Source organism: Bradyrhizobium sp. SPXBL-02, assembly GCF_051853065.1.
Lineage (GTDB): Bacteria > Pseudomonadota > Alphaproteobacteria > Rhizobiales > Xanthobacteraceae > Bradyrhizobium.
Window position 1 is genome coordinate 419860 of record NZ_CP182474.1, and the last position, 12392, is coordinate 432251.

The following is a 12392-nucleotide window of genomic DNA, read 5'->3' on the forward strand; positions in this document are numbered from 1 at the left end:
TCACCGCCCGCGGGTTCAGGGAGCGACCATATGAATATCCATGAATATCAGGCCAAAGCGCTGCTGAACGAGTTCGGCGTGCCGATCTCCAAGGGCGTCCCGGTCCTTAAAGCGAGCGACGCCGAAGCTGCGGCCAAGGCGCTGCCCGGCCCGGTCTGGGTGGTGAAGAGCCAGATCCATGCCGGCGGCCGCGGCAAGGGCAAGTTCAAGGAAGCTAGCGCCGGCGACAAGGGCGGCGTCCGCATCGCCAAGTCGGCCGCTGAAGTCTCCGAGTTCGCCAAGCAGATGCTGGGCGCAACCCTGGTGACCGTGCAGACCGGCCCTGCCGGCAAGCAGGTCAACCGCCTCTACATCGAGGACGGCTCGGACATCGACAAGGAATTCTACCTCTCGATCCTGGTCGACCGCGAGACCTCGCGCGTCTCCTTCGTCGTCTCGACCGAGGGCGGCGTCAACATCGAGGACGTCGCGCACAACACGCCTGAGAAGATCGTCACCTTCTCGGTCGATCCCGCCACCGGCATCATGGGCCACCACGGCCGCACGGTTGCCAAGGCGCTGAACCTCTCCGGCGATCTCGCCAAGCAGGCCGAGAAGCTCACCGCGCAGCTCTACGCCGCCTTCGTCGCCAAGGACATGTCGATGCTGGAGATCAACCCGCTGGTCGTGACCAAGCAGGGCCAGCTCCGCGTGCTCGACGCCAAGGTGTCGTTCGACGACAACGCGCTGTTCCGTCATCCCGAGGTGCTCGCGCTGCGCGACGAGACCGAGGAAGACGCCAAGGAAATCGAGGCGTCCAAGTACGACCTCAACTACGTCACGCTCGACGGCAACATCGGCTGCATGGTCAACGGCGCCGGCCTCGCCATGGCGACGATGGACATCATCAAGCTCTACGGCATGGCGCCGGCGAACTTCCTCGACGTCGGCGGCAGCGCCAGCAAGGAGAAGGTCGCGGCCGCCTTCAAGATCATCACTGCCGATCCCAACGTGAAGGGCATTCTGGTCAACATCTTCGGCGGCATCATGAAGTGCGACGTGATCGCTGAGGGCGTCACCGCTGCGGTTCGTGAGGTCGGCCTCAGCGTGCCGCTCGTGGTCCGCCTCGAAGGCACCAACGTCGAGCTTGGCAAGAAGATCATCCGTGAATCCGGACTGAACGTGGTGCCCGCCGACAATCTCGACGACGCCGCGCAGAAGATCGTGAAGGCCGTCAAGGGAGGCTAACGCCATGACCCAGGACCATCTCGCCGCATCATCTCCGCTCCCCGAGCACACGCGCCTCGCCGCGTTCGCCGGCGAATGGGATGGTGAGGAGATGGTCTTCCCGTCGCGCTGGAACGCGGGCGGGCCGGCCACCTCTCACGTCGTCGCGCGCATGGACCTCAACGGATTTTATCTGATCCAGGACTCGGTCCAGATGCGCGACGGCAAGCAGATCTTCGCCACCCACGGCATCTTCACCTTCGACCGCGACGACCGGACCTACAAATTGTTCTGGTACGACTCGCTCGGCTACACGCCGCCTTCGCCCGCCTCAGGCGGGTGGGTCGGCAAGACCCTGACGCTGGTGCGCGGCTCGCTCCGCGGCAATGCGCGCCACGTCTACGAGATCATCAATGAGGATTCCTACTCGTTGAAGATTCAGTTCTCGCCGGACGCGGAAGGCTGGTCCGACGTCCTCACCGGCGTCTACCGCCGCATCCACTGACCCTCTCACTCTGTTAGTTTCGCGAAAGCAGACCTCATGTCCATCCTGATCGACAAGAACACCAAGGTCATCTGCCAGGGCTTCACCGGCAAGAACGGCACCTTCCATTCCGAGGCCGCGATCGCCTATGGCACCAAGATGGTCGGCGGCACCTCGCCGGGCAAAGGCGGCTCGACGCATCTGGGCCTGCCGGTGTTCGACACCGTGCGCGAGGCGCGCGAGAAGACCGGCGCCGACGCGTCGGTGATCTACGTGCCGCCGCCGGGCGCGGCGGACGCGATCTGCGAAGCGATCGACGCCGAGGTCCCGCTGATCGTCTGCATCACCGAGGGCATTCCGGTCGTGGACATGGTGCGCGTCAAGCGCTCGCTGCTCGGCTCCAAGTCGCGCCTGATCGGGCCGAACTGCCCGGGCGTCATGACCGCCGGCGAGTGCAAGATCGGCATCATGCCCGCCAACATCTTCAAGACCGGCTCGGTCGGCATCGTCTCCCGCTCGGGCACGCTGACCTATGAAGCCGTGTTCCAGACCTCCCAGGAAGGCCTCGGCCAGACCACCGCGGTCGGCATCGGCGGCGATCCGGTCAAGGGCACCGAGTTCATCGACGTGCTGGAGATGCTGCTGGCCGATCCCAAGACGGAATCGATCATCATGATCGGCGAGATCGGCGGTTCCGCCGAGGAGGACGCCGCCCAGTTCCTCAAGGACGAGGCCAAGCGCGGCCGCAAGAAGCCGATGGTCGGCTTCATCGCCGGCGTCACCGCCCCTCCCGGCCGCCGCATGGGCCATGCCGGCGCCATCATCTCGGGCGGCAAGGGCGATGCCGGTTCCAAGACCGAGGCGATGAAATCCGCAGGGATTACAGTGTCTCCGTCGCCCGCCCGCCTCGGCCACACGCTTGCCGAAAAGTTGAAAGGCTAATTCACTTCTTCGTGCTTTTCCGGGCGAAGTTTCGCAGCAAATAGGGTAAAGGGTGCCTGTCGCGTCGAGCCCTGTCGGGGAGCTCGGCGCCAGCGCCGTTTGTTATGCGCGAACCGAAATCGCCAGGAACTCAAGTATGTCTCGCCAGGACGCGAACGCAGCCTTTGCCCTGTCATCCTTTTTGCAGGGCACCAACGCCACCTACATCGACGAAATCTACGCCCGCTACCAGAATGACCCGTCCTCGGTCGACGCCGAGTGGCAGGAGTTCTTCAAGAGCCTGAACGACGCGCCTGCTGACATCAGCAAGAACGCGGAAGGCCCGTCCTGGGAGCGCGACAACTGGCCGCTGACCCCGAAGGATGACCTGACCTCCGCCCTCGACGGCAACTGGGCCGAAGTCGAGAAGGCGGTCGGTGCCAAGATCGCCGCCAAGGCGCAGACCAAGGGCGCCGACATCTCCTCCGCTGACGTGCTTCAGGCCACGCGCGACTCCGTCCGCGCCCTGATGCTGATCCGCTCCTACCGCATGCGCGGCCACTTCCACGCCAAGCTCGATCCGCTCGGGATCGAAGCCCAGCGCAACCGCGAAGAGCTCGATCCGCGCACCTACGGCTTCACCGAGGCCGATTTCGACCGCAAGATCTTCCTCGATCACGTGCTCGGTCTCGAATACGGCACGTTGCGCGAGATCACCGCGATCTGCGAGCGCACCTACTGCCAGACGCTCGGCGTCGAGTTCATGCATATCAGCAACGCCGCGCAGAAGGCTTGGATTCAGGAGCGCATCGAGGGACCCGACAAGGAGATCTCGTTCACGCGTGAAGGCCGCAGGGCCATCCTGCAGAAGCTGATCGAAGCCGAAGGCTTCGAAAAGTTCTGCGACACCAAGTTCACCGGCACCAAGCGCTTCGGCCTCGACGGCGGCGAAGCCCTGATCCCCGCGCTCGAGCAGATCATCAAGCGCGGCGGCAATCTCGGCGTGAAGGAAATCGTGCTCGGCATGCCGCATCGCGGCCGCCTCAACGTGCTGACGCAGGTGTTGGGCAAGGCCCATCGCGCACTGTTCCACGAGTTCAAGGGCGGGTCGGCCAACCCCGACGCGGTCGAAGGCTCGGGCGACGTCAAGTACCACCTCGGCGCCTCCTCGGACCGCGAGTTCGACGGCAACCGCATCCATCTGTCGCTGACCGCCAACCCCTCGCATCTCGAGATCGTCGATCCCGTGGTGCTCGGCAAGGTCCGCGCCAAGCAGGACCAGCACGGTGATCCCCCGGACATGCGCATCTCCGTGATGCCGCTTCTGATGCACGGCGACGCCGCGTTCGCCGGCCAGGGTGTGGTCGCGGAGTGCTTCGGCCTGTCCGACCTGAAGGGCTACCGCACCGGCGGCTCCGTGCACTTCATCGTCAACAACCAGATCGGCTTCACCACCTATCCGCGCTACTCGCGCTCCTCGCCCTATCCGTCTGATGTGGCGAAGATGATCGACGCGCCGATCTTCCACGTGAACGGCGACGATCCGGAAGCCGTCGTGTTCGCAGCCAAGGTCGCGACCGAATTCCGGCAGAAGTTCCACAAGCCCGTCGTCATCGACATGTGGTGCTACCGCCGCTACGGCCACAATGAGGGCGATGAGCCGGCCTTCACCCAGCCGGTGATGTACAAGCGGATCGCGGCCCATCCCTCGACGCTCACGCTCTACTCCAAGCGCCTGATCGCAGAAGGCGTCGTCACCGAGGGCGAGGTCGACAAGCTGAAGGCGGACTGGCGCGCCCGGCTCGACGCCGAGTTCGAGGCCGGCACCTCCTACAAGCCGAACAAGGCCGACTGGCTCGACGGCAAGTGGTCCGGCTTCAAGATCGCCGACCAGGAAGAGGATGCGCGGCGCGGCGTCACCGGCGTCGACATCGCCACGCTGAAGGATATCGGCCGCAAGATCACCAAGGTCCCGGACGGCTTCCGCGTTCACCGCACCATCCAGCGTTTCCTCGACAACCGCTCGAAGGCCATCGACACCGGCGCCGGCATCGACTGGGCGACCGGCGAGGCGCTGGCGTTCTGCTCGCTGCTCAACGAAAACCATCACGTCCGTCTGTCCGGACAGGATTCGGAGCGCGGCACCTTCTCGCAGCGCCATTCGGTCCTGATCGACCAGGAAGACGAAAGCCGTTACACGCCGTTCAACCATCTCGGTCACGAGCAGGGCCACTACGAGGTCATTAACTCGCTGCTGTCGGAAGAAGCCGTGCTCGGCTTCGAATACGGCTATTCGCTCGCCGAGCCGAACACGCTGACGCTGTGGGAAGCCCAGTTCGGCGACTTCGCCAACGGCGCGCAGGTCGTGTTCGACCAGTTCATCTCCTCGGGCGAGCGCAAATGGCTGCGCATGTCCGGCCTCGTCTGCCTCTTGCCGCACGGCTATGAGGGCCAGGGTCCGGAGCACTCCTCGGCGCGCCTCGAGCGGTACTTGCAGATGTGCGCGGAAGACAACATGCAGGTGGTCTACCCGACCACGCCGGCGAACTACTTCCACGTGCTGCGCCGGCAGCTGCATCGCGAGATCCGCAAGCCGCTGATCATGATGACGCCGAAGTCGCTGCTGCGTCACAAGCGGGCGGTGTCGCGTCTCGAAGAGCTGGCGAAGGGCACGACCTTCCACCGCATCCTCTATGATGACGCCCAGATGCTGCCGAACGAGGCGATCAAGCTCGTCCCCGACGAGAAGATCCGCCGCATCGTGCTGTGCTCCGGCAAGGTCTATTACGACCTCTACGAGGAGCGCGAGAAGCGCGGCATCGACGACATCTATTTGATGCGCGTCGAGCAGCTCTATCCGGTGCCGCTGAAGGCGCTGGTGGCCGAGCTGTCGCGCTTCAAGAAGGCCGAGATGGTGTGGTGCCAGGAAGAGCCCCGCAACATGGGTGCCTGGCACTTCATCGAGCCCTATCTGGAATGGGTGCTGAACCAGGTGAACGGCGTGAGCCGGCGTCCGCGTTATGTCGGCCGCGCTGCCTCCGCCGCGACCGCAACGGGTTTGATGTCCAAGCATCAGGCTCAGCTGAAGGCGTTCCTGGACGAAGCACTGAGCTGAGAAGGTTTTAACACGTCGTCATGCCCCGCGAAGGCGGGGCATCCAGTACTCCGCGCCGCCTGTGGTCATTACGGTCGTCACGGCGTACTGGATCGCCCGCCTTCGCGGGCGATGACACCTGTAAAATTCATGACCGCTACCGGCGATCCCTTAAGGAAGAGACCATGACTGAAATTCGTGTGCCGACGCTCGGCGAATCCGTCACCGAGGCCACCATCGGCCGCTGGTTCAAGAAGGCCGGCGACCCCGTCGCCGTTGACGAGCCCTTGGTGGAGCTCGAGACCGACAAGGTCACCATCGAAGTCCCCGCGCCGTCCGCCGGCACGCTGAGCGAGATCATCGCTGCCGATGGTGCAACCGTTGCCGTGGGCGCGCTGCTCGGTCAGATCACCGACGGTGCCGGCGCGGCCAAGCCCGCCGCCGCGCCGGCCAAGGCTGCTGCGCCCGCGGCTGCCGCCGCTGCTCCCGCGCCGGCGCCCGCTGCCGCGAAGGCACCGCCGGCCGACGCGCCGCTCGCGCCGTCCGTGCGTAAGCTCTCTGCCGAGACCGGCATCGACGCCTCGACCGTTCCCGGCTCCGGCAAGGACGGCCGCGTCACCAAGGGCGACATGCTGGCCGCGATCGAGCGTGCCGCCTCGGCGCCGACCCCGGTCAACCAGCCCGCCGCCGCCGTTCAGGTCCGCAGCCCGTCGCCGGCCGATGACGCCGCCCGCGAAGAGCGCGTCAAGATGACCCGCCTGCGCCAGACCATCGCGCGCCGCCTCAAGGACGTGCAGAACACCGCGGCCATGCTCACGACCTTCAACGAGGTCGACATGACCAACGTCATGGCGCTGCGCGCGCACTACAAGGACGCGTTCGAGAAGAAGCACGGCGCCAAGCTCGGCTTCATGGGCTTCTTCACCAAGGCCGTCGTGCAGGCGCTGAAGGACATCCCGGCGGTCAACGCCGAGATCGACGGCAGCGACCTGATCTACAAGAACTACTATCACATCGGCGTCGCCGTCGGCACCGACAAGGGCCTGGTCGTGCCCGTCGTGCGCGACTGCGACCACAAGTCGATCTCCGACATCGAGAAGGGCATCGCCGATTTCGGCCGCCGCGCCCGTGACGGCCAGCTCAAGATCGACGAAATGCAGGGCGGCACCTTCACCATCACCAACGGCGGCATCTACGGCTCGCTGATGTCGACCCCGATCCTGAACGCGCCGCAGTCGGGCATTCTCGGCATGCACAAGATCCAGGAGCGGCCGATGGTCGTCGGCGGCAAGATCGAGGTGCGCCCGATGATGTATCTGGCGCTGTCCTACGATCACCGCGTGATCGACGGCAAGGAAGCCGTCACCTTCCTGGTTCGCGTCAAGGAGAGCCTGGAAGATCCGGCGCGCCTGGTGCTCGATCTCTGATCGCTGATGCGTTGCGAGCGCCGTCGCGACTGATGCGACGGCGCGTGTCGAACCATGGAGGCGCGCGTGACGGATAAAGTCGTTGTCATCACCGGCGGCAGCCGCGGCATCGGTCGTGCGACCGCGCTTGCGGCGGCCGCGCGCGGCTTCCGCGTCGTGGTCGGCTATGCCAGCAACAAGAATGCGGCCGACGAGGTGGTCGCGCAGATCGCGGCCAGCAATGGCAAGGCCATCGCTGTGAAGTGCGACGTCGCCGAGGAAAGCGACATCCTCAATTTGTTCAAGGAGGCCGACAAGTTCGGCACGCTCGGCGCGCTCGTCAACAATGGCGGCATCGTCGGCAAGAGCGGCGTGCGCGTCGACGAGATGTCGGCCGAGCGCATCCAGCGCGTGATGGCCGTCAACGTCACCGGCTCCATCCTCTGCGCGCGCGAGGCGGTGAAGCGGATGTCGACCAAGCACGGCGGCAAGGGCGGCGTCATCGTCAACCTGTCCTCGGTCGCGGCCCGTCTCGGCGCACCCAACACCTATGTCGACTACGCCGCGTCCAAGGGCGCGGTCGATTCCTTCACCGTCGGCCTCGGTTATGAGGTCGCGGGCGAGGGCATTCGCGTCGCTGCGATCCGTCCCGGCCTGATCGACACCGAAATCCACGCCGCCGGTGGCGAGCCCGACCGCGCCCATCGTCTGGCCCATCTGGTGCCGATGAAGCGCGTCGGCACCGCCGACGAAATCGCCAATGCCATCGTCTGGCTGATCTCGGACGAGGCCTCCTACGTCACCTCAGCCATTCTCGATGTGTCCGGCGGACGCTGAGGCGCCGCGCGGACTCATCCTCATCACGCCTAACCTTACGGGACTTTCTCTCATGGCTACCTACGATCTCGTCGTCATCGGCACCGGACCGGGCGGTTATGTCTGCGCGGTGCGCGCGGCCCAGCTCGGCATGAAAGTCGCCGTGGTCGAAAAGAACGCAACCCTCGGCGGCACCTGCCTCAACGTCGGCTGCATGCCGTCGAAGGCGCTGCTGCACGCCTCCGAGATGTTCGAGGAAGCCGGGCATTCCTTCGCCAAGATGGGCGTGAGCGTTTCCGCGCCGAAGCTCGATCTGCCGTCGATGATGAACTTCAAGCAGCAGGGCATCGACGGCAACGTCAAGGGCGTCGAGTTCCTGATGAAGAAGAACAAGATCGACGTGCTCAAGGGCACCGGCAAGATCCTGGGCACCGGCAAGGTCGAGGTCTCCGCCGACGGCAAGTCGCAGGTGGTCGAGACCAAGAACATCGTGATCGCCACCGGCTCCGACATCGCGCGCCTGAAGGGCATCGAGATCGACGAGAAGCGCATCGTGTCCTCGACCGGCGCGCTGTCGCTGGAGAAGGTGCCAGGCCGATTGCTGGTCATTGGCGCCGGCGTGATCGGGCTCGAACTCGGCTCCGTGTGGCGCCGGCTCGGATCCGAAGTCATGGTGGTCGAATTTCTCGACCGCATCCTGCCCGGCATGGACGGTGAGATCGCCAAGCAATTCCAGCGCATCCTTGAAAAGCAGGGATTTGCATTCAAGCTGGGCTCGAAGGTGACCGGCGTCGAGGTGAACAGCAAGGCATTGCTCGCGAAAATCGAACCGGCTTCCGGCGGTGCCGCCGAGACCATCGAAGCCGACGTCGTGCTGGTCTGCATCGGCCGCGTGCCCTACACCGACGGTCTCGGCCTCAAGGAAGCCGGCGTCGCGCTGGACGCGCGCGGCCGAGTGCAGATCGATCCGCATTTCGCCACCAGCCTGAAGGGCGTCTATGCCATCGGCGACGTCGTCGCAGGCCCCATGCTCGCGCACAAGGCCGAGGACGAGGGCGTCGCGGTCGCCGAGATCATCGCCGGCCAGGCCGGCCACGTGAATTACGACGTGATCCCGGGCGTCGTGTATACCACGCCGGAAGTGTCCTCCGTCGGCAAGACCGAGGAGGAACTGAAGCAGGCGGGCACGGCTTATACGGTCGGGAAGTTTCCGTTTACCGCCAACGGCCGCTCCAAGGTCAACCAGACCACCGACGGCTTTGTGAAGATTCTCGCAGATGCGAAGACCGATCGCGTGCTCGGCGTGCACATTATCGGCCGCGAAGCCGGCGAAATGATCCATGAAGCGTGTGTTCTCATGGAATTTGGCGGCAGTGCGGAAGATCTCGCGCGCACCTGCCATGCCCATCCGACCCGCTCGGAGGCCGTCAAGGAAGCCGCGCTTGCGGTCGGCAAGCGCGCCATCCATATGTAGCGAAGCGCCCAGCGCCAAATCGGGCGGGAAACACATGCTGCGCCGCCTTCTTCAACCGGTCTGGGTCCTGCTTGCGATCGTCTTCCTGATCGAAGCCTGGCTGTGGGACCATCTCGAGCCGATCGTTGCCAAGGTCGTCGCAGCCATCCCGCTTGCGCGCTTCAAGCAATGGCTGACCGATCGCGTCGATGCGCTGTCGCCGGCCATGACGCTGATCGTGTTCGCGGTGCCAATCGTCCCGCTGTTTCCGCTCAAGCTGGTCGGCCTGTGGCTGCTCGCGCACGAATACTGGACCAGCGCCGTCTTCACGATCGTGTTCGCGAAGCTCATCGGCGTCGGCGTCACCGCCTTCGTGTTCGACGTCACGCGCGCCAAGCTTCTGGAGATGCGCTGGTTCGAGCGGATCTACGGGCTGGTGCTGAAGATCCGCGCCAAGGCCGCCGCGCTGGTCGACCCGATCAAGCGCCGCATCCGCGAATTGATCGCCGGCGACGGCGAGGGCTGGTCGTCCCGCACGTTGCGTATGATCCAGCGTTTCAGGAAGAGCGTGCACCAGGCGCGCTAGCTGTTCACCACACGCTCGCTGTCATCGCCCGGCTTGACCGGGCGATCCAGTATTCCAGAGACGTCAGTGATTGAACCGAGAAGCCGCGGCGTACTGGATGCCCCGGTCAAGCCGGGGCATGACACTGTCTGTGTGGTTTCGGGCGCGCGCCACACGCTCCCCTCAATGCAAATGCAGCAGATGCGGCCACCACAGGCCGAGTGCGGTCATGATCAGGCCGGCGATCGTCAGCACGCCGCCGACATAGGCGAGCGCGAACATGCCGGTGATGATGGTGGCCGAGGCCAGCACGATGCCGATCTGGAAGGCGGCCGAGGCCAGCTCGAAATGGTGGTATTTCGCGGTCGCCTCGTCGCGGTCGTGCTCGGCGTGCTTGGCCTTCTCCGCAAGCTGCTCGGTGCCTTCGCCGGTCTCGGGCTCGGAGCGGTAGCGCTGCGCGGTCTTGGTCCAATCCTCGATCTGCTTCTGCACGGCGGGCTTCTGCGCCTCGTCCGCGGCGGCCAGCGTCAGCTTGCCCTGCTCGGCCGCGGTCACCACCACGGTGCGGCGGATGCTCTTGGCCTGGAAGAACGCCCAGAGATTGGCCGCCTCGACGTTCTTGCTGATCGATTCGGTCTGGGCCCCCTTGCCGAGCGTCTCCGAGATCGCAAGGAAAAGCGCCAGCACGGCGATCAGAAGGGCGATCTTCTTGTTCGAGCCGGACGCGTGTTCGGCGTGCTCGGCATGCTCCATGCTTTCATGTGCGCTCATGATTCCCCTCTTGGTCGGTTCCGCAACGATTGACCGAACCGCGCGGCCTGCGCAAGAGGCACGCGCGCTATGACGAGAGTGTGTCAGTCTGCCGGCTGCGCCCGTGGGGCAGGCCGCGCCGCGACACATCGGTCGTTCACCGTACCCGCTCAGCCGGAAACTCGACCGCATCCCCGAAGTCGGGCATGTCGTCATACGGGGTGACAAAGAAGCGCGGTTGACGCGGTTCAAACGCGCCGCCGGTCAGGCAGGCAAAGACCAGCGGAAAGGTGTCGATCAAGGTGATGTCGTCTGGAGCGGCCGCGCGGCATTGCTTCGGCAGCCGAATTGCGTTCAGAACGCCGAAGCGCTCGTGGAGATCGGCGTCCGACCAGGTAGATGGCGAGCGCTTGGTCTGGCCGCGGAAGTCCGTGCCATGATCCGACTGCAGGATGATCAGCGCCTTGGGATCTGACGTGACAATCTTGTCGACGAGCGTCAGCGTCTGAGAGTTGGTGCAGCGGAGCTGGTCGAGGAAGGCCGGGCGGCTCGCCGGGTCCCAGCGCTGCAGGTCCGGGGCGGCCGAGCGGAAACCGCAGTCCGCCGTGAAGCGGAACGGGATATGCGGGACCAGGATGTGTGCGTACAGGAAGAACGGCGATGGAGTCGCCTGGACCTCATTCAACAGACGGGTCAGGTCATCGACGCCGCCCCACGCAAACGGCGACTGCCGCCGACCGATGATCAAGTCGATGATCGGTGTGTTGGAGAGAATGGCGACGTCCATCTCGTCCAGCCCGACATTCCCGCGCAGGCAACGCGGCCCGTCGAACGCGCATTTGGTCAGGTTGTCATAGCCGTTTTCAAAATGGACATAGCTGTATCCGGCCGAGGTGAGCCGGGCCACCGTCCGGTTCTTGCCTCGAACGAGCGGATATAGCCGCTCCAGCGGGAAAGCCTTGAGGTCCTTGCCTTCGCCCTCGACGGTGTAGTCGGCGTTGGCCGTGCTCGATATCGAATTGGCCGTCGCCGGAAAATTCGAGCGGGCATTGCGAAATACCGTAAAGTCCTTCGCGCCGAGCGAGGCGAGGAAGCCGCTGTTGTCGAATGAAAAATCTTCCTTGAGGACGTCCTGCCTCGGATAGGCATCGAGCACGATCCAATAGATGTTGGGAGACATCGTGAGCTTCATCGCCGGCTCACCGGCGCCCGGGACCGGGCGCGGCGCGCGCTGCTCCTTCACAAGCGCGGTCGCGATGCGGGTGACGGGCAGGGCGGCAAACGCCAACGACGCCACCAGTGCGATTGTCACGAGCGCAGGTCGGCGGATGACAATCAGGGCACCGATGCCGGTGGCGATGGCCATCACGGTCCAGGCGATCGCGGCCCAGTCGCCGAAGCGGCCCTTCATCTCGTACTCGACCAACTCGACGCGATAAGCGAAGAAGACGAAGACCGTCAGCCCGACCGCCAGAACGATGCGCCATGGCGGGACCTTGCGCAGCAGCAAGGCGAGACACACCGAGAGAACCGCCGCGATCGCCATGATGCCGGCCGCGTATTGCAACACGCGCGACGGACCAGCCAGCGCGCTCATGTTCGCTGCGTAAAAATTGAGGAGGGCCATCGTGGACAGAAGCACAGCCGTCGCGACCGCGCGGAGCAGGACGAATCTGTCATCGGATCGTAGCGGCATT

10 protein-coding genes are annotated in these 12392 nt (G+C 64.8%); 8 read left to right on the plus strand and 2 right to left on the minus strand.

Annotation, left to right across the window (positions count from 1 at the left end):
* The first annotated feature begins 30 nt into the window (after positions 1-30).
* The 8 genes from sucC to ACNJYD_RS02030 all read left to right on the plus strand — a co-directional run bounded on the left by sucC (position 31) and on the right by ACNJYD_RS02030 (position 9966).
* On the plus strand, positions 31-1227 hold the full coding sequence (gene sucC / locus ACNJYD_RS01995) for an ADP-forming succinate--CoA ligase subunit beta (RefSeq protein WP_172788840.1): 1197 nt from the start codon (positions 31-33) through the stop codon (positions 1225-1227).
* Between the two features lie 4 nt (positions 1228-1231).
* Positions 1232-1711, plus strand: a complete 480-nt coding sequence (locus tag ACNJYD_RS02000) for a DUF1579 family protein (protein ID WP_172788839.1) — start codon at positions 1232-1234, stop codon at positions 1709-1711.
* A gap of 36 nt (positions 1712-1747) precedes the next feature.
* The gene (gene sucD, locus ACNJYD_RS02005) at positions 1748-2632 is read left to right on the plus strand and encodes a succinate--CoA ligase subunit alpha (RefSeq protein WP_172788838.1); all 885 of its coding nucleotides are present in this window, start codon (positions 1748-1750) and stop codon (positions 2630-2632) included.
* Positions 2633-2768: 136 nt separating this feature from the next.
* Entirely contained in the window at positions 2769-5726 is a 2958-nt protein-coding gene (locus ACNJYD_RS02010; RefSeq protein ID WP_260381591.1) for a 2-oxoglutarate dehydrogenase E1 component, read from the plus strand.
* Positions 5727-5890: 164 nt separating this feature from the next.
* Entirely contained in the window at positions 5891-7132 is a 1242-nt protein-coding gene (odhB, locus tag ACNJYD_RS02015; RefSeq protein WP_172788836.1) for a 2-oxoglutarate dehydrogenase complex dihydrolipoyllysine-residue succinyltransferase, read from the plus strand.
* A 54-nt stretch (positions 7133-7186) separates the two neighbouring features.
* On the plus strand, positions 7187-7948 hold the full coding sequence (locus ACNJYD_RS02020; protein ID WP_260381592.1) for an SDR family oxidoreductase: 762 nt from the start codon (positions 7187-7189) through the stop codon (positions 7946-7948).
* 52 nt (positions 7949-8000) lie between these two features.
* The gene (gene lpdA / locus ACNJYD_RS02025) at positions 8001-9401 is read left to right on the plus strand and encodes a dihydrolipoyl dehydrogenase (RefSeq protein ID WP_172788834.1); all 1401 of its coding nucleotides are present in this window, start codon (positions 8001-8003) and stop codon (positions 9399-9401) included.
* Between the two features lie 34 nt (positions 9402-9435).
* Positions 9436-9966 (plus strand): hypothetical protein, encoded by a 531-nt coding sequence (locus tag ACNJYD_RS02030; RefSeq protein ID WP_439365179.1) that lies wholly within the window; start codon positions 9436-9438, stop codon positions 9964-9966.
* Positions 9967-10128: 162 nt separating this feature from the next.
* Here the strand turns inward: ACNJYD_RS02030 and ACNJYD_RS02035 are convergent, their stop codons facing one another.
* The gene (locus ACNJYD_RS02035; RefSeq protein ID WP_172788832.1) at positions 10129-10716 is read right to left on the minus strand and encodes a DUF4337 domain-containing protein; all 588 of its coding nucleotides are present in this window, start codon (positions 10714-10716) and stop codon (positions 10129-10131) included.
* A 136-nt stretch (positions 10717-10852) separates the two neighbouring features.
* A complete protein-coding gene (locus ACNJYD_RS02040; RefSeq protein ID WP_439365180.1) occupies positions 10853-12391 on the minus strand; it encodes a sulfatase-like hydrolase/transferase in 1539 nt (512 codons plus the stop codon).
* Between the last annotated feature and the right edge of the window lies 1 nt (position 12392).

Excerpts from the sequence above, each read along its gene's own strand:
- lpdA (WP_172788834.1), top strand. The coding sequence starts at position 8,001 with ATGGCTACCTACGATCTCGTCGTCATCGGCACCGGACCGGGCGGTTAT.
- sucC (WP_172788840.1), top strand. The coding sequence starts at position 31 with ATGAATATCCATGAATATCAGGCCAAAGCGCTGCTGAACGAGTTCGGC.
- ACNJYD_RS02010 (WP_260381591.1), top strand. The coding sequence starts at position 2,769 with ATGTCTCGCCAGGACGCGAACGCAGCCTTTGCCCTGTCATCCTTTTTG.
- ACNJYD_RS02020 (WP_260381592.1), top strand. The coding sequence starts at position 7,187 with ATGGAGGCGCGCGTGACGGATAAAGTCGTTGTCATCACCGGCGGCAGC.
- ACNJYD_RS02030 (WP_439365179.1), top strand. The coding sequence starts at position 9,436 with ATGCTGCGCCGCCTTCTTCAACCGGTCTGGGTCCTGCTTGCGATCGTC.
- ACNJYD_RS02040 (WP_439365180.1), bottom strand. The coding sequence starts at position 12,391 with ATGCCGCTACGATCCGATGACAGATTCGTCCTGCTCCGCGCGGTCGCG.
- sucD (WP_172788838.1), top strand. The coding sequence starts at position 1,748 with ATGTCCATCCTGATCGACAAGAACACCAAGGTCATCTGCCAGGGCTTC.
- ACNJYD_RS02035 (WP_172788832.1), bottom strand. The coding sequence starts at position 10,716 with ATGAGCGCACATGAAAGCATGGAGCATGCCGAGCACGCCGAACACGCG.
- ACNJYD_RS02000 (WP_172788839.1), top strand. The coding sequence starts at position 1,232 with ATGACCCAGGACCATCTCGCCGCATCATCTCCGCTCCCCGAGCACACG.
- odhB (WP_172788836.1), top strand. The coding sequence starts at position 5,891 with ATGACTGAAATTCGTGTGCCGACGCTCGGCGAATCCGTCACCGAGGCC.